Source organism: Methanoculleus frigidifontis, assembly GCF_030464345.1.
Classification (GTDB): domain Archaea; phylum Halobacteriota; class Methanomicrobia; order Methanomicrobiales; family Methanoculleaceae; genus Methanoculleus_A; species Methanoculleus_A frigidifontis.
This window is the reverse complement of sequence record NZ_VCYH01000002.1, coordinates 147198-167040: the sequence shown is the minus strand read 5'-3', so window position 1 is coordinate 167040 and position 19843 is coordinate 147198. Positions and strand designations below refer to the sequence as shown.

The 19843-nt window shown below is 62.5% G+C and carries 22 protein-coding genes and 3 tRNA genes; 14 read left to right on the top strand and 11 right to left on the bottom strand.

Features of this window, described 5'->3' with window-relative positions; translation table 11 throughout:
• Positions 1-62: 62 nt before the first annotated feature.
• Complete coding sequence (locus FGU65_RS03705; RefSeq protein ID WP_301663068.1) at positions 63-425, top strand: prefoldin subunit beta; 363 nt, start codon at positions 63-65, stop codon at positions 423-425.
• A gap of 17 nt (positions 426-442) precedes the next feature.
• On the opposite strand, the gene FGU65_RS03700 is transcribed toward FGU65_RS03705, so the two are convergent.
• Positions 443-1978, bottom strand: coding sequence for a 2-isopropylmalate synthase (locus FGU65_RS03700; RefSeq protein ID WP_301663067.1), 1536 nt, complete (start codon positions 1976-1978; stop codon positions 443-445).
• A 151-nt stretch (positions 1979-2129) separates the two neighbouring features.
• On the opposite strand from FGU65_RS03700, the gene FGU65_RS03695 reads away from it, so the two are divergent.
• The 6 genes from FGU65_RS03695 (at position 2130) to FGU65_RS03670 (ending at position 3714) form a co-directional block, all read left to right on the top strand.
• A tRNA-Tyr gene (locus FGU65_RS03695) sits at positions 2130-2236 on the top strand.
• Positions 2237-2250: 14 nt separating this feature from the next.
• Positions 2251-2323: transfer RNA gene (locus FGU65_RS03690), tRNA-Asp, on the top strand.
• 49 nt (positions 2324-2372) lie between these two features.
• Positions 2373-2445, top strand: a tRNA-Asp gene (locus FGU65_RS03685).
• A gap of 176 nt (positions 2446-2621) precedes the next feature.
• Positions 2622-2759: a hypothetical protein gene (locus FGU65_RS03680; protein ID WP_301663066.1), complete on the top strand. Its 138-nt coding sequence runs from the start codon at positions 2622-2624 to the stop codon at positions 2757-2759.
• A gap of 79 nt (positions 2760-2838) precedes the next feature.
• Positions 2839-2976: a hypothetical protein gene (locus FGU65_RS03675; protein WP_301663065.1), complete on the top strand. Its 138-nt coding sequence runs from the start codon at positions 2839-2841 to the stop codon at positions 2974-2976.
• Positions 2977-3096: 120 nt separating this feature from the next.
• Positions 3097-3714, top strand: a complete 618-nt coding sequence (locus tag FGU65_RS03670; protein WP_301663064.1) for a HEAT repeat domain-containing protein — start codon at positions 3097-3099, stop codon at positions 3712-3714.
• Between the two features lie 5 nt (positions 3715-3719).
• On the opposite strand, the gene FGU65_RS03665 is transcribed toward FGU65_RS03670, so the two are convergent.
• Complete coding sequence (locus FGU65_RS03665) at positions 3720-4532, bottom strand: PP2C family protein-serine/threonine phosphatase (protein ID WP_301663063.1); 813 nt, start codon at positions 4530-4532, stop codon at positions 3720-3722.
• Between the two features lie 128 nt (positions 4533-4660).
• Between FGU65_RS03665 and FGU65_RS03660 the strand changes: the two genes are divergently transcribed.
• Together FGU65_RS03660 and FGU65_RS03655 are read left to right on the top strand one after the other, a co-directional pair.
• Positions 4661-4870, top strand: a complete 210-nt coding sequence (locus FGU65_RS03660; RefSeq protein WP_301663062.1) for a hypothetical protein — start codon at positions 4661-4663, stop codon at positions 4868-4870.
• A complete protein-coding gene (locus FGU65_RS03655) occupies positions 4849-6129 on the top strand; it encodes a cation:proton antiporter domain-containing protein (RefSeq protein ID WP_301663061.1) in 1281 nt (426 codons plus the stop codon). The genes FGU65_RS03660 and FGU65_RS03655 overlap by 22 nt, the downstream gene beginning before the upstream one ends.
• A gap of 430 nt (positions 6130-6559) precedes the next feature.
• Here the strand turns inward: FGU65_RS03655 and FGU65_RS03650 are convergent, their stop codons facing one another.
• From FGU65_RS03650 to FGU65_RS03630, 5 genes are all read right to left on the bottom strand, one after another.
• Positions 6560-7477: a radical SAM protein gene (locus FGU65_RS03650; RefSeq protein ID WP_301663060.1), complete on the bottom strand. Its 918-nt coding sequence runs from the start codon at positions 7475-7477 to the stop codon at positions 6560-6562.
• 91 nt (positions 7478-7568) lie between these two features.
• Entirely contained in the window at positions 7569-7988 is a 420-nt protein-coding gene (locus FGU65_RS03645; RefSeq protein WP_301663059.1) for a hypothetical protein, read from the bottom strand.
• Positions 7978-8604: an ArsR/SmtB family transcription factor gene (locus tag FGU65_RS03640; protein WP_301663058.1), complete on the bottom strand. Its 627-nt coding sequence runs from the start codon at positions 8602-8604 to the stop codon at positions 7978-7980. The genes FGU65_RS03645 and FGU65_RS03640 overlap by 11 nt, the downstream gene beginning before the upstream one ends.
• Before the next feature lie 37 nt (positions 8605-8641).
• Complete coding sequence (gene guaB, locus FGU65_RS03635; protein ID WP_301663056.1) at positions 8642-10108, bottom strand: IMP dehydrogenase; 1467 nt, start codon at positions 10106-10108, stop codon at positions 8642-8644.
• 3 nt (positions 10109-10111) lie between these two features.
• Positions 10112-10801, bottom strand: coding sequence for a (5-formylfuran-3-yl)methyl phosphate synthase (locus FGU65_RS03630; protein WP_301663055.1), 690 nt, complete (start codon positions 10799-10801; stop codon positions 10112-10114).
• A gap of 44 nt (positions 10802-10845) precedes the next feature.
• Here FGU65_RS03630 and FGU65_RS03625 point away from each other — a divergent pair, with 44 nt between their 5' ends.
• The gene (locus tag FGU65_RS03625) at positions 10846-11526 is read left to right on the top strand and encodes a HisA/HisF-related TIM barrel protein (protein WP_301663054.1); all 681 of its coding nucleotides are present in this window, start codon (positions 10846-10848) and stop codon (positions 11524-11526) included.
• On the top strand, positions 11520-12119 hold the full coding sequence (gene tmk, locus FGU65_RS03620) for a dTMP kinase (RefSeq protein WP_301663053.1): 600 nt from the start codon (positions 11520-11522) through the stop codon (positions 12117-12119). Before FGU65_RS03625 ends, tmk begins: the two co-directional genes overlap by 7 nt.
• Here the strand turns inward: tmk and FGU65_RS03615 are convergent.
• Positions 12091-14688 carry a valine--tRNA ligase gene (locus tag FGU65_RS03615; protein ID WP_301663052.1) on the bottom strand — a complete coding sequence of 866 codons (2598 nt, stop codon included), beginning with the start codon at positions 14686-14688 and terminating at the stop codon, positions 12091-12093. The genes tmk and FGU65_RS03615 overlap by 29 nt on opposite strands.
• A 188-nt stretch (positions 14689-14876) precedes the next feature.
• Between FGU65_RS03615 and FGU65_RS03610 the strand changes: the two genes are divergently transcribed.
• A complete protein-coding gene (locus tag FGU65_RS03610) occupies positions 14877-16073 on the top strand; it encodes a TIGR00297 family protein (RefSeq protein WP_301663051.1) in 1197 nt (398 codons plus the stop codon).
• Positions 16074-16346: 273 nt separating this feature from the next.
• On the opposite strand, the gene FGU65_RS03605 is transcribed toward FGU65_RS03610, so the two are convergent.
• The 3 genes from FGU65_RS03605 to FGU65_RS03595 are packed head-to-tail and all read right to left on the bottom strand — an operon-like array spanning position 16347 to position 17987.
• Positions 16347-17180 (bottom strand): DUF7847 domain-containing protein, encoded by an 834-nt coding sequence (locus FGU65_RS03605; protein ID WP_301663050.1) that lies wholly within the window; start codon positions 17178-17180, stop codon positions 16347-16349.
• A gap of 6 nt (positions 17181-17186) precedes the next feature.
• Positions 17187-17777, bottom strand: coding sequence for a pyruvate kinase alpha/beta domain-containing protein (locus FGU65_RS03600; protein WP_301663049.1), 591 nt, complete (start codon positions 17775-17777; stop codon positions 17187-17189).
• 36 nt (positions 17778-17813) lie between these two features.
• Positions 17814-17987 carry a hypothetical protein gene (locus FGU65_RS03595; protein ID WP_301663048.1) on the bottom strand — a complete coding sequence of 58 codons (174 nt, stop codon included), beginning with the start codon at positions 17985-17987 and terminating at the stop codon, positions 17814-17816.
• 170 nt (positions 17988-18157) lie between these two features.
• On the opposite strand from FGU65_RS03595, the gene FGU65_RS03590 reads away from it, so the two are divergent.
• A complete protein-coding gene (locus tag FGU65_RS03590; protein ID WP_301663047.1) occupies positions 18158-19327 on the top strand; it encodes a redox-regulated ATPase YchF in 1170 nt (389 codons plus the stop codon).
• Positions 19328-19399: 72 nt separating this feature from the next.
• Complete coding sequence (locus FGU65_RS03585) at positions 19400-19720, top strand: hypothetical protein (protein ID WP_301663046.1); 321 nt, start codon at positions 19400-19402, stop codon at positions 19718-19720.
• The last annotated feature ends 123 nt before the right edge of the window (positions 19721-19843 follow it).

Sequence of the window (19843 nt, the reverse complement as noted above, 5' to 3'; positions counted from 1 at the left end):
CTCCCGCCGTCATCATGCATATCTACGATGACACAGAAGACCCATACAGGAGATTGGTGAAGATGGATTCCATACCGCCGAAAGTTCAGAATCAGCTCGCCATGCTGCAGCAGATGCAGCAGCAGCTGCAGACGATCGTCTCGCAGAAAGCGCAGTACGAGATGACGGTCAGGGAGGCAAAGCGAGCTGTCGAGGATCTCGGGGACGTCGCCGAGGATGCGAACGTCTACATGAGCGTCGGCACGGTCATGATGCAGCAGAGCAAAGAGAAGGTTCTGGCATCCCTGAACGAAAAGATCGAGAACCTCGAACTGCGTATCAAGTCCCTTGAGAAGCAGGAGAAGACCCTGCAGGGGCGGTTCGAGCAGCTCTCTGCACAGGTCAAAGGGGCGCTGGAAGGGCAGCAGCCCCCGGGTGCCAGTTAACCCCTTCACTTGTTCTTTTATCCGCACTGTCCGTTGCGGTCTATCCTGCAGACCAGGTTGATGGCGTTGATCACCGCCTCGACCGATGCGAGGACGATGTCGTCGCTGGAGCCGCTGGCCTCAAAGACCCTGCCCCGCGCATCCTCGACGGCAATGGTGACGTGACCGAGTGCATCCGTACCTCCCGAGATCGCGTCGATGTGAAACTCCTTGAGGTGGATGGGTGCCGGCAGGATGCCGAGGATCGCCTTGACGGCGGCATCGACCGGGCCGTTCCCGACACTGGAGAAGGTGTGCTCGGTCCCGTTGACGGTCGCCCGCACGCTCGCGGTCGAGAGGACATGGTTTCCGGTCATGATGGCGATATCCTGCAGGTCGATCGTCCGTGCATCGGCCCGGATCTTCATGACGCTCTCGGCGATCTCGTAGAGGTCTGCGTCGGTAACCCGTTTGCCCTTGCCGGCGATGACCTTCACCCGGCGGACGATCTCGTCGAGCTGGGCATCGTCCGGCTCGAGGTGCACTTCGGTGAGCATCTGCCGCACGGCGTGCCGCCCGGCGTGTTTGCCGAGTTTCAGCCTCCGGCGGTGCCCGACCATCTCGGGCGTCATGATCCCGGGTTCGAAGGTGTCGGACCGGGCGAGCACCCCGTGAGAGTGGATGCCGCTCTCGTGGGCAAAGGCATTCTCACCGACGATCGGCTGCGTGGGCTGGATCTGGATGCCGGCGTAGCGGGAGACGAGGCGTGACGTCTCGACGAGGCCGGTCGTGGTGATCCCGGTATCGATGCCGTAGATGGACTCGAGCGTCATCACCGTCTGCGCGAGATCGGCGTTCCCGGCCCGCTCACCGAGGCCGTTGACCGTCACCTGCACCTGCGCCGCCCCGGCCTCCACCGCCGCAATGGTGTTGGCGACGGCGAGGCCGAAGTCGTTGTGGCAGTGGACGTCGATCGGGCAGTGCACCTCCCCGGCGATGCGGGTGACGAGCTCCTTCATCGCCGTCGGTGTGATGACGCCGACGGTGTCGGGGACGTTGATGATCGTGGCGCCGCCGTCGACCGCCGCCCGGAAAACCTCGATCAGGTAGTTCCAGTCCGTGCGGGTGGCATCCATCGCCGAGAACATGCAGAGGTCGACGTGGTCGCGGACATACCCGACGATCGAGCGGGTGGCCTCGAGCACCTGCTCGCGGCTCTTTTTGATGGTGTGCTCGCGCTGGATGTCGGACGTCGGGATGAAGACGTGCACCATGTCCACGTCGCAGTCGAGGCATGCGTCGACGTCGGCGGTCAGCGATCGCGCCAGGCCGCAGACCTTTGATGAGAGCGGCAGTGTCCGGATTGCCCTGACGATCTCTCTCTCGGCATCGGACGATGCCGGGAATCCTGCTTCGATGGCGTGAACGCCGATGTCCGAGAGTTGCTGTGCAATGCCGAGTTTCTGCTCGCGTGTGAACGAGATGCCCGGCGTCTGCTCGCCGTCTCTGAGAGTGGTATCGAAAACAGTGACGTTTTTGTTCGCGTGGCTAGCGGAGAAGAAGACAGTACGCATCAGCGTACGCGGCTGCGCCTGCGTTCATGCGTTCCATATCATACTCCTTGAACGGCCTCATATATAAAGGGATTGGCGGATTTCCGGGCAAAAGCGGGAGCATAATCGACATCTTTAATAACGAGTCTCTCATACATTGTTAGCGCAGTGTCCCGCCTTAACTCAGACTGGTAGAGTGCGCGGCTGTAGTATAGACTCGCCGCTTCGGCGAACTGCGCGGCTACCGCGATGTCCCCGGTTCGAATCCGGGAGGCGGGATCTCACTCATTGGTGCCCAGGTAGTGTAGTGGCCTATCATGACGGCCTGTCACGCCGTCGACACGGATTCGAATTCCGTCCTGGGCGTATTCCATTCTCATTGCATTTTGAAAAGTGTCTGTTCCCGATCATCGGTGCCCAGGTAGTGTAGTGGCCTATCATGACGGCCTGTCACGCCGTCGACACGGATTCGAATTCCGTCCTGGGCGTACCAACGTCTTTCTCCGGCAGTGCTGCAGATCGTATCGCCGTGGCCGTCAGGCTCCTGCTGTCTGCCCCTCCCTCTTCCCGCAGCATCGCAAGCTCCCGTATCGTCCGGCAGGGCCTGTGGCTCCTCCCCGGCAGGGCAAACTTTTAAATAATCGTGGGGTGTGTATGGGTTCCTATGATGCGCGCGCTCACCCACTCGCAGGCAGAGGACGGACTGATGAACAGTATGGGGTACGTCATCCTCTTCCTCGCAGTCGTTGCGTTTGCGAGCCTCGGCGTGTTTATGGCGGTTCTGCTGTCTGAGGTTATGTAGAGCAGATTCCCCCGGGGTGACCGCCTGACACACACCCGCGGCCGCTGCATTTATCTGCGGCGGCAGGAAAATAAGCCGTATGGAAGAATTTCCGAATGCGACGGCAACGGCGCTCCCGGGGGACGTCGCCCTCTACCTGGAGGAAGAGTTCCTCTTTATCGCCGTCTTTCTCTTCTCCGTGCTGGTGATTGTGTGGCTGATCCTGCGGGGCAGATAATTTTTTTCCTTCCCCTCCGGTGAGCGGGAGCCTGCCCGCATGCATATCGGTCACTACTTACGGATCGGCGGCATAGTATGAAGCAATTCTTCAGATGCTGATTGAGAGGTGTGACGACGCATGGAGAGATCAAACGAACCTTACCGCTCGGACAGAGACTACACGGTTGAGGAGGAGGGCATTCAGGCGCTCCGGGAAGCCCTTACGAAGGATGACGATTCGTCCATCCGCCAGATGGCATCGATCTTCCTCGGAACGCTTGCCGACGCACGGGCCGTCGAGGGGTTGATCGGTGCCCTTCACGACCCTGAGAAGGAGGTGCGGAAGCGTGCGATGCAGGCGCTCGTCAAACTCGGCACGCCCTCGGTAGAGCCGCTCGCTGCGGCGCTCCGGGACGCGGACTGGAGAGTGCGCTACCGGGCGGCGGAGGCGCTCGGGCTGATAGACGAGCCCGCTGCATTCGATCCGCTGGTTGCCGCACTTGCCGATGAAAAAGATCATGTCCGGTATATGGCGGCGAAGGGGCTCGGTCTTCTCGGCGACGAGCGGGCGGTCCCGCCGCTCGCTGCGCGTCTCGATGACGAGAACGAGTTCGTGCGGCGGAGCGCTGCGTCGTCGCTCGGCCGCATCGGCGATGAACGGGCGGTTTCGGCGCTCACAGGCGCTCTCGCACGCGAGGAGAATGCGGGTGTGCGCACGGCGATCGAGACCGCCCTCGCCGGCAGCACCATCTCATAAGCCGGTCAGTCCCCCGAGCGACGGGCGACGACGACGGTGATGTTGTCGCTGCTGCCCGCTGATTTTGCGGCTGCAACAAGCCTGCGGCACGCCTCGGCAGGATCGTATCCGAGCGCGATCTCCTGCAGCAGGCGTTCGGAGACAGCGTCGTGCAGGCCGTCCGAGCTGAGAAGCAGGACGGCATTCTGCAGATCTTTTTCGTACGTGTCGGCCTGCACGCTCCCGGCAAGGCCGAGCGCCCGCGTCAGGACATTCTTCTGCGGGTGGGCGAGCGCCTCCTCCGGAGAGAGGAGTCCTGCATCCACCAGTTCCTGCACCGGGCTGTGATCCTTCGTGCGCCAGAGCGCCGTTTCGGTGATGACGTACGCCCGGGAATCCCCGACCGATCCGATGGAACATACGCCGTTCTCGTCGAGGAGCGCTGCCACAAGCGTTGTCCCGGCGTTCAGCCCGTGCTGCCGGTTATACCGGTGAATCGCCTCGTTCGCCCGCCGAAAACCCATCGACAGGGCTGCGAGCGGCTCCGTCTGCGGGAGCGCCAGCTCCAGGGTCTCCCGCAGGGCGGAGATTGCCGTGGCGCTCGCCACGTTGCCCCGGGCGTGCCCGCCGAGCCCGTCCGCCACCGCGAAGAGGTGATACCGGGCAACCCATCCGGTAACGAGTGCATCTTCGTTCCTCGCTCGTGTTCCCCGGTCGCTGATCGATGCGTGGGTCACTGCCGGCAGCGGTGTCACCTCTGCCATGGTGATCCGTTCCGGGAGGTGATGAACTATCGGTTTTGTGGTCGGTGCGGTGCGGCGGGTGCAGAGCCCGTGCATGGACGTACTTCGACGATCTCGACGCGCCGGATCCGGGGTGTGTGAACAACCTCGCGCACTGGGAATCGCGAAGGAACGACCCCTCCCGGAAAAGGATAAATACCCGGGTCGCGAAGGAACTGCCCGATATGCCGGGAATTCCCGGGGACATGCGGATCGCACGTATCCTCATCATATCCGGGAGCCTCGTCGCGGTGACGCTCCTCTACCCCGGCCGGACAGGCTTTACCGGACGGATTGGCATTCCGGGTTCCTTCCCTGCGCGGTCGCCGTCGGCGATGCCGGAATCCGGAGATATTTCGGGAGACGGTGCGGCATGGATCCTCTGTTCACGCTGAACCTTGCCCTGGTCGTGGTCGGCGGCTTTGTCATCATCACCGGACTGGTCTCCCGGCAGCTCAGAAGCTGGGACATCCCCGTGCCACTTCTTGCATTTCTCATCGGCGTTCTGATGGGACCTGCCGTCTTCGGGCTTTTCCGTCTGCCTTCCGGTGTCGATCTGCCGCTGGTGCTGGAGGAGGCTGCACGGCTGACGCTCGGCATCGGGCTGATGGGCGTTGCCTTCCGGATACCGAGAGGTTTTTTCCACCGTGAACGAAGACCACTCGCCGCGCTCCTCGGGCCGGGGATGCTGATCATGTGGCTTTCCACCACCATTCTCGTATACGTTCTTCTCCGGTTTCCTTTTCCTGTGTGCCTGCTCATCGGCGCCATCGTCACCCCCACCGATCCGCTGGTAGCCTCCAGCATTGTGACGGGGCATGTAGCACGATCCAATCTGCCCGATCGTCTCCGAAACCTGATCTCCTCGGAGTCCGGGGCGAACGACGGCCTCGCGTTCCTGTTCGTTCTCCTCTCCGTTCTGATCGTGCAGGACGTCGCCCCATCCGCACTGCTCGACGCCATGATCTACGTCGTGCTCTGGCAGGTCGGCGTGGCCGGACTTTCCGGCGCCCTCATAGGTTACGGAGCGGGGAGGCTTCTCCTATGGGCTGAAACTCGGAAAACAATTGAAAGGCGTTCGGTTCTCGCCTATGCGATAGCCCTCGCCTTTGCAACTCTGGGTGCGCTCCGGCTGATGGATGTCGACGGTATCTTCGGGGTATTCGTCGCCGGTATCGTCTTCAGCGCAGTTCTCGAAGCAGGGGCTGGGAAAGAGCAGGAAGCCCGGGCGAAGGAGATCCTCGAAGCAGTCAATTATTTTCTGGTCGTCCCCATGTTCGTCATCTTTGGCATCGTCGTTCCCTGGCAGGACTGGCTCTCGTTCGGGTGGCCGGCTGCTCTCCTCGTCGTCACCATCCTCCTCTTCAGGCGACTGCCGATGCTCCTCTCCTTTCGCTCACTTCTCTGGGAGGAAAATAGAGTTCTCAATGCACTCTTCATGGGCTGGTTCGGACCCATAGGAGTCTCTGCCATATTCTATGCCGGTTTCGCCGCCGGGAGAACCGGTCTTGCGACGCTCTGGCCTCTCGTCAGCCTCGTTGTCGCTGCGTCCATCGTGGTGCACGGCCTGACGGCGACGCCCCTCACCCTTCTGTACGGCCGTCGCGCCGAACGGAGCCATGACGAGGCGGGCGCTTCTCCTCACCACGAGTAACACCTCCCCCCGAGCATGCACCGTTCGAACCGGCGGAGAGCCGCTCACGAGGCCTGTATCCGTTTCCGTCCTCATTTTGGTCTTCATTGGACGTTTCCGGCCAGTTCCGTGTTTTATGTCCGGATTAGGATCTCCTTCCGTCGTGCAGCGGAGCATCCGTGCCGTCGCATCCGCCCGGGCGGATGAACGGGTTCAAATCTGCCGAAAGAACGCAATCCCGCTCAGTGGGGATACGGAGCTGCCCGCACTGGAGCGTTCAGGTGCAGAATCGCCGCCGGTCCCGCCCCGGCCGCTCAGGGTCGTCGTCGATGCCTGCAGCCTGCCGTTCGGGTATCTGCGCGGAGTGCTCCCGGCGGTTCTTGCCCCGGCAACGGCGCTTCTCCTCTGCGGAATTGCGCTCGCCGCCTCCCCGCGCCTGCAGGGGTGGGCGTTACTGAAAGAATCCCCGGTGCAGCCCGGACTCCATCGCACACCGAACCGCATACCGGTACTCCGCAGCCGTGATCGGGCGCTGCAGCGCCGTGAAGGCCGGCTCCATCCCGCCTTCGGCCGCCTTCCACGCCGGCCGGTACTGCGCCATGACGTTGACATAGGAGTCGCGTGAGAGCTCTTCGGCGATGAACCGCATCACAACCTCGCTGCTCGCAAGGTTCTCGGGGAGGACCAGGTGCCGGACGATCATCCCCCGCACGGCGATGCCGTCCTCGACGACGAGGTCGCCGACCTGCCGGTGCATCTCGCGGAGCGCCGCCTGCATCCGCTCCACGTAGTCCGGCGCCTTCGAGAGAGCGAGGGCAACGTCGTCACGGCCGTACTTGGCGTCGGGCATGTAGATATCGACGACACCGTCCAGCAGTCGCAGTGAGTCCGCGGAGTCATACCCGCCGCTATTGTAGACCAGAGGAATGCCGAGCCCCTGCGCCGCTGCGATATCGACCGCGCGGAGGATCTGGGGGATGAAGTGGGAGGGCGAGACGAAGTTGATGTTGTGGCACCCCCGCCGCTCGATCTGGAGCATGACTTCTGCCAGGTCTTCGCAGCTGATCGCGGCTCCCCCTCTGCACTGGCTTATCTCGTAGTTCTGGCAGAAGATGCAGCGCATGTTGCAGTGTGCAAAAAAGATGGTGCCCGAACCGTTCCTGCCGACGAGCGGAGGCTCTTCGCCGAAGTGGGGGCCGTAGCTCGAGACGATCGGCAGGCTGCCGCTTCTGCAGAAGCCCGTCTCCCCCGCGAGCCGGTCGACGTGGCATTCCTGCGGGCAGACCGTGCAGTCGCGGAGCAGTGCATATGCACGTTCTGCGCGCCGCGCAAGTTCGCCGCTCTCATGCAGTGCCTGATACCCCGGCATACGCCATCACCGGTTGTAGGCACCCGGGTGCATATCAAATCTACCGTCCCGGTGAGACCGGGAGGAAAAAGAGATGGTGGAGACGCCCCGGTCAGGTGCGCGCACCGGATGCGTGCTTCTTCCGGCAGGTGGCGTCGATCACGCCGTGCTGGACGTTGTAGAAACTGTGGATGGTGTCGATCTCGCATTCGAGCTCGATGACCGTCTCTTCTCCGCCCCCGGTGCAGAGGGTCACCGAATCGCTGTCGAACGTCACATACGGTGCGCCGGTCGCAGCGGCGCGTGCGTCCACCTGTGCGGTGATGAAGATGCAGGTATCGTCTTCGATCACCTCAACCTCGGGCTCCTCGGTGTCAACGTCGTCGAGATCGAAGGGAGGCGCCGCGCCGCCAGGACCTGCGACGATGGTGAACCCGATCACCCGCGCATCTTCCGCAGGCATGTCGTTTAACAGTTTTTCCATCAGCCGTGCAATGTTGCGGAACATTTCGTCGTAGGGATTATTCGCCATGTACACCACGTATCATGTATTCTGTGTTGGTCTGCTCAACGAGCCCCTTTTCGATGAGGGCAATCAGTATGCTGCGTATCTCCGCTGCGGGCAGATTCGTCAGTTCCTCAAGTTCCTCCAGGGTTAAATTGTAGTGAGCGAGCGCGAGCATGACGTCGAGCTCCTTCTCGCCCGACAGCAGCCCGCCTCCTGCTTGGAGAATTACATTCACCTTTGCCTCGATGTCCTGCTCCAGGTGTTCGAGGTTGCTCACAAGTTCATCGCGTGCCCGGATCAGCCTCCTGAAGAGGAGAAGGGATCTGATGAATGCCGTCGCCTGGTCTACTTCCGATGCGGGCGGTGTTACCCTGTCCTGCTGGTGCAGCAGGTGTATGCTGACATTGATGTCCTGCGAGAGGTAGTAATACTTTCGCCTGCGTTCATCCTGACACGATATGAGCAGCTGCTCACGCTCCATCAGCTGCAGGTGTTCGATCACCGCTTTGGGACTGAGTACGAGCCGATCTGATATTTCAGTCACAAAGCAGGGTTTCTGGCGCAGCAGCGCAATGATTCGTCTTCGGTTCCGGTTTCCCAGGATATCAAGAAGGCGGGAAACCTCACTGCCCTCGAGCATCTTTACTTTATGTTAGTGATTCGGGAATATAAATGGATCACTCGAAGAGGCGGTAATTCGGTGCCTCATCGGTGATCATGATGTTATGCGGGTGGCTCTCGCCATAGCCCGCGGCGGTGATCCGGACGAACCTGCCGTTCCGTTTCAGGTCGTCGATCGTTGCAGATCCCGTGTAGCCCATCGCGGATTTCAGCCCGCCGACCAGCTGGTAGATGACGTCCGATACGTGGCCGACGTACGGGGTGACGCCCTCGACGCCTTCCGGGACGAACTTCGTCCGCCCGATCTCTTTCTTCTGGAAGTAGCGGTCGCTCGACTCGCCGCTGCTCATCACGCCGAGGGAGCCCATGCCCCGGTACTGTTTGTACCGGCGCCCCTTGATCGTGGTCACGCGCCCCGGCGCCTCGTCGGTGCCGGCAAAGAGACTCCCTGCCATGATACAGTCGGCGCCCGCCGCAATCGCCTTGGCGATATCGCCGCTGAACCTGATGCCGCCGTCGGCGATCACCGGCACGTCGGCCGGGTGCGCGACCTCGGCGACGTTCGCAATGGCGGTGACCTGGGGCACGCCGACACCGGCGACGATACGCGTGGTGCAGATGGAACCGGGACCGATGCCGACCTTCAGCCCGTCGACCGTTCCCGCGAGGGCTTCTGCAGCCTTTTTCGTTGCGATGTTGCCGGCGACCACGTCGACCCCGACGCTTCCCTTGATATCCTTGACCGCCTGGACGACCCTCATGTTGTGCCCGTGCGCACAGTCGACGACGAGGGCGTCGGCGCCGCTCTCGGCGAGCAGCATGGCGCGGCCAAAGTCGTACGGCCCGACCGCTGCTGCGACCCGCAGCCGGCCGTTCTCATCGCGGTTTGCGTGGGGGAACTGGCGCTTCTCGAGGACGTCGCGCATGGTAATGATCCCGATCAGGATGCCCGCATCGTCCACGATCGGCAGGCGTTCGATCTTGCTCGTGTACATGATCTCGAGCGCCGCCTCCATCGTGATGTCGTCCTTCGCGGTGATGGGCTGCTTTGTCATGAAGTCGGTGGCCCGGGCATCCGCGCGGCGCGGGAGGATCGCCCTGATGTCGCGGCGGCTCACGATACCGATGATCTTCCCTTCGTCGACGACCGGAACGCCGCCGATACCGTACTGCCGCATCAGGCGTTCGACGTCTGCGACCGTTGCTTCCGGATTTACCGTGAGAACCTCGCGTTCGATCAGGTCCTCGGCCTGTTTGGCGAGCCGTACTTCCTCGGCCTCGTGCTCGGCGGTCATGTTCCGGTGAATCACGCCGATACCGCCCTCCCGTGCCATGGTGATCGCCATCCGCGCCTCGGTCACCGTATCCATCGCTGCGCTGACAAGCGGGATGGTCAGGGGAATATTCCTTGAGAACCTGGTTCTCACATCCGCTTCGTCAGGCTCGGTATACGACTCCGCGGGTTCCAGGAGTACATCATCGAAGGTGTATGCCGTCTCCATCTTCATTTTTTCAGGGTACATAATTCACCCGATCATCTTCATCGCCTTATCGACGAGGTCTGCCTGGATGGAGCATAACCGATCTCCTCCGCAGACCATGCCCCGGACACCGATGATCTCCGGGTCAATGCGTTTTAGGGCGTCAAGGTCTTCAAACTGCAACGAACCGGCAAGGGCGGTCTTCAGCCCGAGCTCCCGGTTCTGCCGGGTAAACCGGGAGAGAGATTCTTCGTCCATAAATGTAAAGGTACTCATTCCATCCTTGATCCCGGTATCGATCATGGCGACGTCGGCACCGGCGTCTGCGACAAGGCTGCTGATGGCGAAGGGCGAGATGGTTCCCATCCGCTCGTAGTCGGAGTATGCGGCGATGACCACGTATTTCTCCGGAAAATCAGTCTTCACGGCCCTGGTTACCGCCTCGATGACCTCGCGTGCGCGGTCTTCACCGTCGAACATCAGGCCGACCTTGATAAAATCAGCACCTGCACACGCGGCTCCGTACGCCGAAAGAGCTGCGGTTCCTGGTTTGTACTCATTGTCCCCGATTGCAGCGCTGACGGGTTTGTCCCCTGCTATCCGCTTGACCTCCCGGATGACCCAGGGGAAGTTTGCACCGAGCGATCCCTCGGACGGTTTCTTGACATCGATGATGTCAGCGGAAAGTGAGTGTCGCGCCTCCTCAATGCTGCTAGGACTGACGAGTAATTGCATATAAATTAATGATCCTGCAGCCTAATAGTGATTACGTTGAAGACATGGAACTGATTCTTGCAGTCGATCTCGCAGGCGGTCTGGTTGTACACGGGCGAAAAGGTGAGCGGGAGACGTATCGGCCGTTGACGTGGGGGCTTGCACCGTCGGCGGAACCGGTCCCCTACGTTTCCTGGATGCAGCCGCGATACCTGTATATTGCGGATCTCGACCGGATCCGGGGCGGCGCTGCGCAGGACGACGTGGTCGGCACGTGCGCCGCGCTCGTCGAGCGCTGCTACCTCGACCGGGGGTGCAGGTCACCGGCGGAGTGCGCCGACCCTGCAGGCGTGACGCCGGTCGTGGGCACCGAGACCGCCGCCCGCACCGTCGAGGATCTGGCCGCCTATCCGGGTGGATTTCTGAGCGTGGATATCCGGGGCGGCACGGTCATCCCGTGGGGCATCGAGCCGGCCCGGCTGCTCGCCGAAGTCGGGTCGATGGCGTTTGAGGGGTGCATCATCCTCAACATCGGCGCGGTGGGCACCGAAGCGGGCCTGACCCGCACCGATCTCGAAGCGATGCGGGCTGCGTATCCCGGCCGCCTCTTCTACGGCGGCGGGGTGGCGGGCCCAGGCGACATCCACCTCCTCGCCGACGTCGGGTTCGACGGCGCAATCGTCGCCACCGCCGTGCATCGCGGCGCCATCCCGCTCGCGTGGATCCGGGAGGGGCGGCCGTGCTGATCACCCTCGAGGGGATCGACGGCAGCGGGAAGAGCACGCTGCACGCCGCCCTGCACGAAGCGCTCGCCGACCTCGATCCGGTCTTCACCCGCGAACCCGGCGCCACCTGGATCGGGGATGCGGTGCGGCGGGCGGTCGCGGAGCGGATGGATCCGATCGCCGAAGCGCTGCTCTTCGTCGCCGACCATGCGGCGCATATCGATACCGTGATCCGCCCCGCCCTCGGGGAGGGTCGGATCGTCATCTCGGACCGCTACTCGGACAGCAGGTTCGCCTACCAGCCGGTCGTCCTCGCCGGCCTGCTCCCCGACCCCCTCGGCTGGCTCCGGCAGATGCACGACGGCTGGTCGATCCGCCCGGGCAGAACGTTCCTCTTCGTCCTCCCGGTCGAGGAGGCGCTCCGGCGGATAGCCGCGAAAAAACAGGAGTACTTCGAGGAGGCCACGATCCTTGAAGCGGTGCAGAAGAACTATCTTGACCTGGCGGCGGCCGATCCGTCCCGATTCGTCCTCGTCGATGCGCTGCTTGAAAAAGAGGAGATATTCGGGTTTGTGGCGGACGAGATCAGGCGGTGTGCCCGATCGTCACGATGACGTCGCCGACCGTGAGGACGTCCACCTCTTCTCCTGCCACCCGGTAGGCCATCTTCGGTGAGAACGCATTCTCCGGCACCGGGATCTCTTCTCCGCCGGCAGAGACTGCCCGCGGCGGGTTTGTCAGCTGCTCGGGCGGCAGCGCCCGGACGGCGTCCATGAACGCCTTCGCCTGCTTGCGGAGCGCGGGGCCGACGACCGCCATATTGAACTCGACGTCGCTGACGTACTGCTCGAGGTCCGGCGTCTCCGCGCTCCAGCGGAGGTCCGCGTTCAGCGCCCGCCCGGCGTCGCCGGCATCGTCGACCGGTTCGGGGGCGTAGATCTTCACCTGCCCGAGCGGTGCGTTCAGCGCCATCCCTGCATCGTGTTTGTAGCGCCGGAGCTCTGCAACCATCTGCACCACGAGGTCGCCCTGCCGCCGGGCTTCGGCGTCGACGCAGGAGAACTCCGGCCACGGCCGTGTGTGGACGTCCGACCCGGTGAGGTGGTAGTAGCACTCCGCCGCGAAGTGCGGGATGATGGGTGCGAGCATGCGGCAGAGTGCGTCGATGGTTATTCTGAGTGCGGACGCGGCGCTGCTCCTGCCCTCATCGTCGCCGTAGAGGCGTCCCTTGGCGAGTTCGATATAGTCGTCGGCGAGGGTGTTCCAGGCGAACTCGCGGATCGCCCGGAGCGCGCGGTCGAACTGGTAGCCCTCCATCGCCGCCGTGACCTCAGCCACGGTCTCCGAGAGCCGGTCGAGCAGCCAGCGGTCGGCGACCTCGGTGACCGCCGCCGCCTCGCTCCCGCCGTCCTTCTCCAGGCGGCCGAGGACGAACCTGACGATGTTCCAGAGTTTCGTCTGGAACCGGGACGCGGCGACGACGTCGTTCCAGTTGAACATAATATCCGAGCCGGTCGCCGCGCCGCCGGCACCCCACTGGCGGAGGGCGTCGGCACCGTACTCGCTCACGATCGCCTCGGGGGAGATGATATTGTCTCTGGACTTGCTCATCTTGAACCCGTCCTCGCCGAGCACCATCCCGTTGACCAGGATCTCGTCCCACGGATGGCCGCCGACGAGAGCGTTCGCCCGGAGGATCGTGTAGAACGCCCACGTCCTGATGATGTCGTGGCCCTGGGGCCGGATCTGCGCGGGGAAGAGGGCCGGAGGCGTGGTTCCGCCGTTCCACCCGGTGACGTTCAGCACCGAGATCGACGAGTCCATCCAGGTGTCCAGCACATCCTCCTCACCCTCGAAATCGGTCCCGCCGCAGCGGGGGCAGGGCTCTTTCGGCGTATCGACGGTCGGGTCGATGGGGAGGTCTTCCTCGGCCGGCAGGACTTGCTCGCCGCAGGAGCGGCAGAACCAGACCGGAATGGGGGTTGCGAAGATCCGCTGGCGGGAGATGCACCAGTCCCACTCCATCTGCCCTGCCCAGTTCTCCATCCGGGTGAACATATGCTCGGGCGTCCAGCGGACCGCGCGGGCGGCCTTCAGGATATCGTCCTGATGGATCTTCACAAACCACTGCCGCTCGGAGAGGATCTCGATCGGCGTCTTGCACCGCCAGCAGGTTCCGACCCTCTGCTCGAGTTCCTCCTGCCGGATCAGGATGCCCGCATCTTCCATGTCGCGGAGAATGGCTTCCCGGCACCCGGCAGCGTTCATGCCTGCGTAGCGGCCGGCGGTATCCGTCATGATCCCCTGCCGGTCGATGGCTTTCCGGAGATCGAGATCGTGCTGCTTCCACCAGTGCACGTCCATCTTGTCGCCGAACGTACAGATCATCACCGCACCGCTGCCGAAAGCGGGGTCGACGGCTGCGTCCTCGATGATCGGGACGGCATGGCCGAAGAGGGGCACTTCCAGCCTCCTGCCCGTCATGGCCGTGTAGCGTTCGTCCTCGGGATGCACCGCAACCGCCACGCATGCGGCCAGGAGTTCGGGGCGGGTGGTCGCGATCTCGATGCCGTCGAAGTCGAAGTAGTTGAGTTTCGTCGTGCGCGGTTCGTATGCGACCTCCGCAAATGCGATGGCGGTCTCGCAGCGGGTGCAGAAGTTCACCGGGTGCTCGCTCTGGTAGATGTCGCCGGCTCTGAGCATCTGGAGGAACGACCGCTGGGTCTTGCCGAAGTACTCCGGGAGCATGGTGATGTACTCGTTGCTCCAGTCGACGGAGAACCCGAGGCGGCGCATCGTTCTGCGCATCTTTGCAATATTGCCGAGGGTGAGCTCGCGGCACATGGTGCGAAACTCCTCCCGGGGGACGTCGTTCTTGGTGATGCCGTATGTCTCCTCGACCTTCACCTCGGTCGGGAGGCCGTGGCAGTCCCAGCCCTGCGGGAACATCACGTTGAATCCGCGCATCCGCCTGTACCGGGCGATGAAGTCGATGTAGCACCAGTTGAGTGCGTTTCCGATATGGAAGTTGCCGGTGGGGTAGGGCGGCGGCGTATCGATGATGAAACGAGGTTTCTTTGAGGCGGGGTTGAAATAGTTGTCCTCGTCCCGCCAGGAACCCTGCCAGCGGCTTTCAACCTCTTCAAAATCGTAGGTTTTTGGTATTTGATGTGACGACGACATTTTCAGCTCCAGTATTTCTCTCTCTGCAATGAAATATATTGATCGAAGCTCCCCCTCGCGGCAGCGGCCGTTTCCCGCGCATCGCAGGGAAATGAAATCTTCGGCCTCTCCGCGCGGTGCCGGTTTCCGCCGGCGGGCGCTGCAGGAAACTGAAAGGCTTTTGCCGAACAAACACCACATGTAGATGAATGACACGGCTGCCGGGGTTGGTGCTGGCATCGGTGCTTACCATCGCCTTTATTGTTCTCGCTCCACTGCTCCAGCCGCCCTGGGTACTTTCGCTGCTGATCATCCCCTTCTCGCTTGTCCTGTTCCTGATCCGGGATACGCGGTACGCGTCGATCTCCATCATCGCCCTTGCTGTCCTCTACGGGCTTGGGCTGCTCTCGCTCTTCGTCTTTGCGGCAACGCTGGCGATCGTCGTGGTCGGTGAACTTGCATTCCGGATGAGCGGCGGATGCCAGAAGTCGTATCTCTACCATATTGCGGCCGCCGCGGCGGCCTCGATTCCGGTGATGGCATATCTCGGCCGCTTCAGCCCGCTGATCGTGCTGATGGGTCTTCTCGTTGCGGTGCTCCTCCGTGCCGCGCTCCGGGAGCGGGACGATGCCCTGATGATCGAAGCCCTCGGCGTGGCGATGACGATGGCGCTCTTTGAGGAGATCAACTTTCAGGTGGATATCACTCTCCTCCTCGCTGCGGCGATCATCGCGTTCAGCTTCGGCTACTTCTCCTACCGCCTCCGGGTGGCGGACGTGAGCGGCCTCTTCTCCGGAGCCCTGATCGGTGTCATCCTCATCGTCTTCGCCGACGTGCGCTGGTTTCTGATCATGCTCACGTTCTTCATCATCGGCGCGGCGGCGACACGCTACCGCTACGACTACAAGGCATCGATCGGCGTCGCCGAGTCCCACGGTGGGGTGCGGGGCTACTTCAACGTCTTTGCAAACGGGCTTGTGGGCACGGCGGCATCGGTTCTCTACGGGGTGACGGGCGAGCCCGCCTTTATCGCGCTGTTCCTCGGGAGCGTCGCCTCCGCCGCGTCCGATACGGTTGCCAGCGAGATCGGGATGACCGGGGGGACGCCCTACCTGATAACGACCTTCCGGCCGGTTCCCCGGGGAACGAACGGCGGCGTGACGCTCCGCGGGGAGGTTGCCGCTGTTGCGGCTGCGATTGCCGTCGCGGCTGCTGCATACGGCATGGGCATCGCCGATCTCTGGATGGTTGCGGTCACGATACTTGCAGGCTTTATCGGGACGAACGTCGACAGCCTCGTCGGCGCAACGCTGGAGAACCGGGGTGTCTTCGGCAACTCAGGGACGAACCTTACGGCAACCTTCTTCGGCGGCGTCGCCGCGATGGGGGTATACCTGCTGGCCTGACTCTCGGGAACGCAACGAAGAGAACAGCCAACGAAGCCTGTGCGGGATACGGCCGTGGCCGATAAGAACCGACTCTGTCCGTGTCCTGTACGATTTTACCCGGCCTCAGATCGTTCCCTCCGCACGTCACCCGGATCTGCTGCGGTATATCATCCGCCGATACGATTTGCCGTCACGGCCGGTTGAACCGGGGCAGTCACAGAGACAGCCCTGCACGAGGTCTTCGCTGCGATGCGTTTTTTTTGCGGAAGCGTGCAGAACCAAAAAAAAGGATCAGTATTTGTACCAGCGGCCTTTCTCGTCGTACTCGCCCTGCGGCTGCGGCTGCAGCGTGGCCGGCCTGGCGTGCCGGCGGAAGAAGCATGCCTTGTAGACGTGGAGGATGCTGGTCGCGATGAGGACGACGAGCGCGTAGATGATGGCTGTGACCCAGATCCCCTCGCCGCCGATCAGGGGGAGGATGTCCTGCGGCATGACGGTCTGGAGTTCGGTGGCGTTCATCTGCGTCAGGGGCTCGAGCTGCGGCGCCAGAATTGCCGCCCAGACGAATATGCCGGCGAAGCCGAGGCCGAGCAGGACGCCGATGGTGACGACGAAGAAGAGGAGCACGCTGCCGGAGGCGTGGAGCACGAACTCGACGCTCCTCCGGATCGAATCGAAGACCTTTGCATCCTCGAAGACCGCCGCGGTGTCGTAGAAGAATGTAAAGAAGACGAACGTGACGAAGACGCCGAGGAGCATGAAGACGACGATCTCGCTGCCGAACCCGATGAGAGCGACGGGAGCCGCGAGCAGCAGCACGGTCACCACGGCAGCAAAGAAGATGACCAATGCCGGCAGCAGGACGCGGAAGTAGTAGGTCTTCGCTGCGGCGGCGAACGACCCCGGTGAGTAATCTCCTGTCTTTATCGTGCCGTAGACGCCTGCCGTGAGCAGGGGGACGACGACGACCTGGAGGAGTGCCAGCGGCTCTGCATAGAAGGTGCCGCCGTAGAACGGGAGCGCGATATCGAAGATTGCGAACGCTCCCATCACAAGCCCGATCGACCAGAGTATCGGCCGGCGGCGCAGGAGGCCGAGCGCCTCGGTGAACGATTCCAGCACCATAGCCGATCAGCGGTTCCTCGGCATGGCGACGATCTCGCGGACCTGGAGATCGAAGAACGACGCGGTATGCGACGGGCGGATGACGCAGACGGTGTCGGCCCCGCTCGCGGTGCCCCCGACGGCGATGACCTCCTCATCGACGCGCACCTTCCCCTGATCGGCTGCGATGAGGACGCATTCGACGGCGACCTTCAGCCCGACGGCGACCGTCCGGCGGAGCGTCTCGGCGATGACCTCGGTGCGGGAGCTCCCGCCGAGTTTCGGCGAGCGGGATATGGCGCGCTCGAGCCCTGAGAGTGCGTGGGTGCCGGTGACGATCGTCGCGCCCGCCGCCTCGAGGTCTCCGGCCGCCTCCGGTGAGAAATTCCATTCGCCGGGTTTTGAGAACCCGAAGGCGTAGGTGACCACGACCAGCTCGACCTCGGTTCCTTCGATCGCCTTCTGGAAGACCCGGGCCGTTCTTCCGGAGGAGCTTGCAACGACGATCCTCCGGAGCCCGAGTTCACGTGCCCGCTCCACTGCAAACCGTGCTGCATCGGGGGTGTTCTCCGCGCCCGGTGCATCGAAATAATGAATGCTCTTTGTTGTGAAGCCCATATACTCAATTTTGTCCGCACTACTACTAGAATCTCCCTATTTCCAGAAATACCATGCAATCCCCATCAGGGCGAGGCCGGCGAGGATGACGATGATGGAATCGAGCACCGAACCTGCCATGAGGAAGAACAGCAGCAGCCCCAGAAGGAATATGGCGACTCCTGCCACGCCGACGGCGAGCGCGAGCGTATCCCCGATACTTCGAGCCATACTGAAGAATCGCCGCTCTCGCCTTAAAGATATGCATCGCTTCCGGGACGGTATCGCATAGAGAAAAGGCAGAAAATAAGATGGGGTATGCCCGAACACTACATAGAGAGCGGCAGGTGCGGGGCGAGTGTCGCCATCTTCCCGCCCCCTACGCCGCGAGGGAGCTACCGATGATCACACTGGCTATTGCGGGAAAACCGAACTGCGGGAAATCGACCTTCTTCAGAGCAGCAACCCTGGCGCATGCCGAGGTTGCCAACTATCCTTTCACGACCATCGATGCGAACCACGGCGTTGCATACGTGCGGACGGCATGTCCCTGCCGGGAGATGGAGGTGCCGTGCACCCAGTGCCGGGACGGCGTGCGCTTCATTCCGATCGGCCTGATCGACGTCGCCGGTCTCGTGCCCGAGGCGCATAAGGGGCGGGGGCTGGGAAACCAGTTTCTGGACAACCTGCGGCAGGCCAATGCCATCCTCCACGTCGTGGACGCAAGCGGGAGCACGGATGCGGAGGGGAATCCGGTGGATATCGGCTCGCACGACCCGGCGGAGGACATCGAGTTCCTCCGCTACGAGATGACGATGTGGGTCTACGGCATCCTCGACAAACACTGGCCGAAACTGCAGCGGCAGGCGCAGCAGCGTGATTTCTCGCTGCTGCTTGCCATCGTCGACGTCTTTGCAGGGCTCGGGGTGACGCTCGAGGACGTGAAGGCGGCCGAGGCGTCGATCGATGCCGATCTGCGGATGGCCGGCGAGGAAGACCTGATCCGGTTCTGCGGCCATCTGGTGAACCACAGCAAGCCGATGGAGATCGTCGCGAACAAGGCGGACCAGGCGCCGCCGGCGTTTCTCGATTCCCTGAAGGCCTACGGCGCCATCTTCGCGAGTGCCGCGAGCGAGCTTGCGCTCCGGATGGCGGCGGAGGGGGAGTTCATCCGGTATATTCCCGGGGACGCGCATTTCTCCGTCAATCCCGACGCACCGCTCACCGCGGCGCAGCGGGCGGGGCTTGAGAAGGTGGCGGAGTACATGCAGCAGCTTGGGGGCACCGGGGTTCAGCAGGCGATCGACCGGGCGGCCTTCGATCTCCTGGATATGATCGTCGTCTACCCGGTCGAGGACGAGCACAAGCTCATGGACGGGCAGGGGCGGGTGCTCCCCGATGCGTTCCTCATGAAGCGCGGCTCGACGCCGCACGATCTTGCCTACCAGGTGCATACCGACATCGGCGAGGGATTCCTCTACGCGATCGATGCCCGGAAGAACATGCGGATCAAAGAGAACCACGAACTTGTCCACGGCGACATCATCAAGATCGTCAGCGTCCGGAAATGATCTGTCGCCTGCCCGCAGGGCCGAAACAGATCAATACTTATTTAAATGAAACGGAGACACTATTCGATTAGTATGAGTGGCGAGGTCTTCCAGGCACAGGTCATCAGAAACTTCTTTGAGACCATCACCGGACAGGACAGAAACCTCACGCGCATCTATATGTGCGTGATCAGCCTCGCCAAACTCCGCGGGGAGTCGCCCGATACGATGACGTTTCTGGTCGATCAGATCCGCAAAAGCAAACAGAAACGGGAACTCTCCATCGATATTCTCGATTATGTCTGCGATTCCGCACGCGATCTCGACCTCGCGATGGTGCAGACGGCCTTCGGCGTCAAAGAGCTGAGTTCGGTTGCCGAGGAGTTCTCCTCGATCAGTCTCGACTCGCTCTGATCCGGGTTTTTTTGCAGAGCCGGGCATATGCCCGGGCACTCGCCATGGCCGTTCCGGACAACCCGCTCCGATGCGATTGCCGTCACAGTATCGGTGATGGAGAGCACTCGCGGAGTGCAAAAT

Bases quoted from the DNA above. Each gene is read 5' to 3' on its own strand.
- FGU65_RS03630 (WP_301663055.1), bottom strand. From the start codon at position 10,801: ATGCAATTACTCGTCAGTCCTAGCAGCATTGAGGAGGCGCGACACTCA.
- FGU65_RS03670 (WP_301663064.1), top strand. From the start codon at position 3,097: ATGGAGAGATCAAACGAACCTTACCGCTCGGACAGAGACTACACGGTT.
- FGU65_RS03595 (WP_301663048.1), bottom strand. From the start codon at position 17,987: ATGGCTCGAAGTATCGGGGATACGCTCGCGCTCGCCGTCGGCGTGGCA.
- guaB (WP_301663056.1), bottom strand. From the start codon at position 10,108: ATGTACCCTGAAAAAATGAAGATGGAGACGGCATACACCTTCGATGAT.
- FGU65_RS03645 (WP_301663059.1), bottom strand. From the start codon at position 7,988: ATGGCGAATAATCCCTACGACGAAATGTTCCGCAACATTGCACGGCTG.
- FGU65_RS03610 (WP_301663051.1), top strand. From the start codon at position 14,877: ATGACACGGCTGCCGGGGTTGGTGCTGGCATCGGTGCTTACCATCGCC.
- FGU65_RS03590 (WP_301663047.1), top strand. From the start codon at position 18,158: ATGATCACACTGGCTATTGCGGGAAAACCGAACTGCGGGAAATCGACC.
- FGU65_RS03600 (WP_301663049.1), bottom strand. From the start codon at position 17,777: ATGGGCTTCACAACAAAGAGCATTCATTATTTCGATGCACCGGGCGCG.
- FGU65_RS03585 (WP_301663046.1), top strand. From the start codon at position 19,400: ATGAGTGGCGAGGTCTTCCAGGCACAGGTCATCAGAAACTTCTTTGAG.
- FGU65_RS03640 (WP_301663058.1), bottom strand. From the start codon at position 8,604: ATGCTCGAGGGCAGTGAGGTTTCCCGCCTTCTTGATATCCTGGGAAAC.
- FGU65_RS03680 (WP_301663066.1), top strand. From the start codon at position 2,622: ATGATGCGCGCGCTCACCCACTCGCAGGCAGAGGACGGACTGATGAAC.
- FGU65_RS03700 (WP_301663067.1), bottom strand. From the start codon at position 1,978: ATGCGTACTGTCTTCTTCTCCGCTAGCCACGCGAACAAAAACGTCACT.
- FGU65_RS03665 (WP_301663063.1), bottom strand. From the start codon at position 4,532: ATGCACGGGCTCTGCACCCGCCGCACCGCACCGACCACAAAACCGATA.
- FGU65_RS03615 (WP_301663052.1), bottom strand. From the start codon at position 14,688: ATGTCGTCGTCACATCAAATACCAAAAACCTACGATTTTGAAGAGGTT.
- FGU65_RS03705 (WP_301663068.1), top strand. From the start codon at position 63: ATGGATTCCATACCGCCGAAAGTTCAGAATCAGCTCGCCATGCTGCAG.
- FGU65_RS03605 (WP_301663050.1), bottom strand. From the start codon at position 17,180: ATGGTGCTGGAATCGTTCACCGAGGCGCTCGGCCTCCTGCGCCGCCGG.
- FGU65_RS03675 (WP_301663065.1), top strand. From the start codon at position 2,839: ATGGAAGAATTTCCGAATGCGACGGCAACGGCGCTCCCGGGGGACGTC.
- FGU65_RS03625 (WP_301663054.1), top strand. From the start codon at position 10,846: ATGGAACTGATTCTTGCAGTCGATCTCGCAGGCGGTCTGGTTGTACAC.
- FGU65_RS03655 (WP_301663061.1), top strand. From the start codon at position 4,849: ATGGATCCTCTGTTCACGCTGAACCTTGCCCTGGTCGTGGTCGGCGGC.
- FGU65_RS03660 (WP_301663062.1), top strand. From the start codon at position 4,661: ATGCCGGGAATTCCCGGGGACATGCGGATCGCACGTATCCTCATCATA.
- FGU65_RS03650 (WP_301663060.1), bottom strand. From the start codon at position 7,477: ATGCCGGGGTATCAGGCACTGCATGAGAGCGGCGAACTTGCGCGGCGC.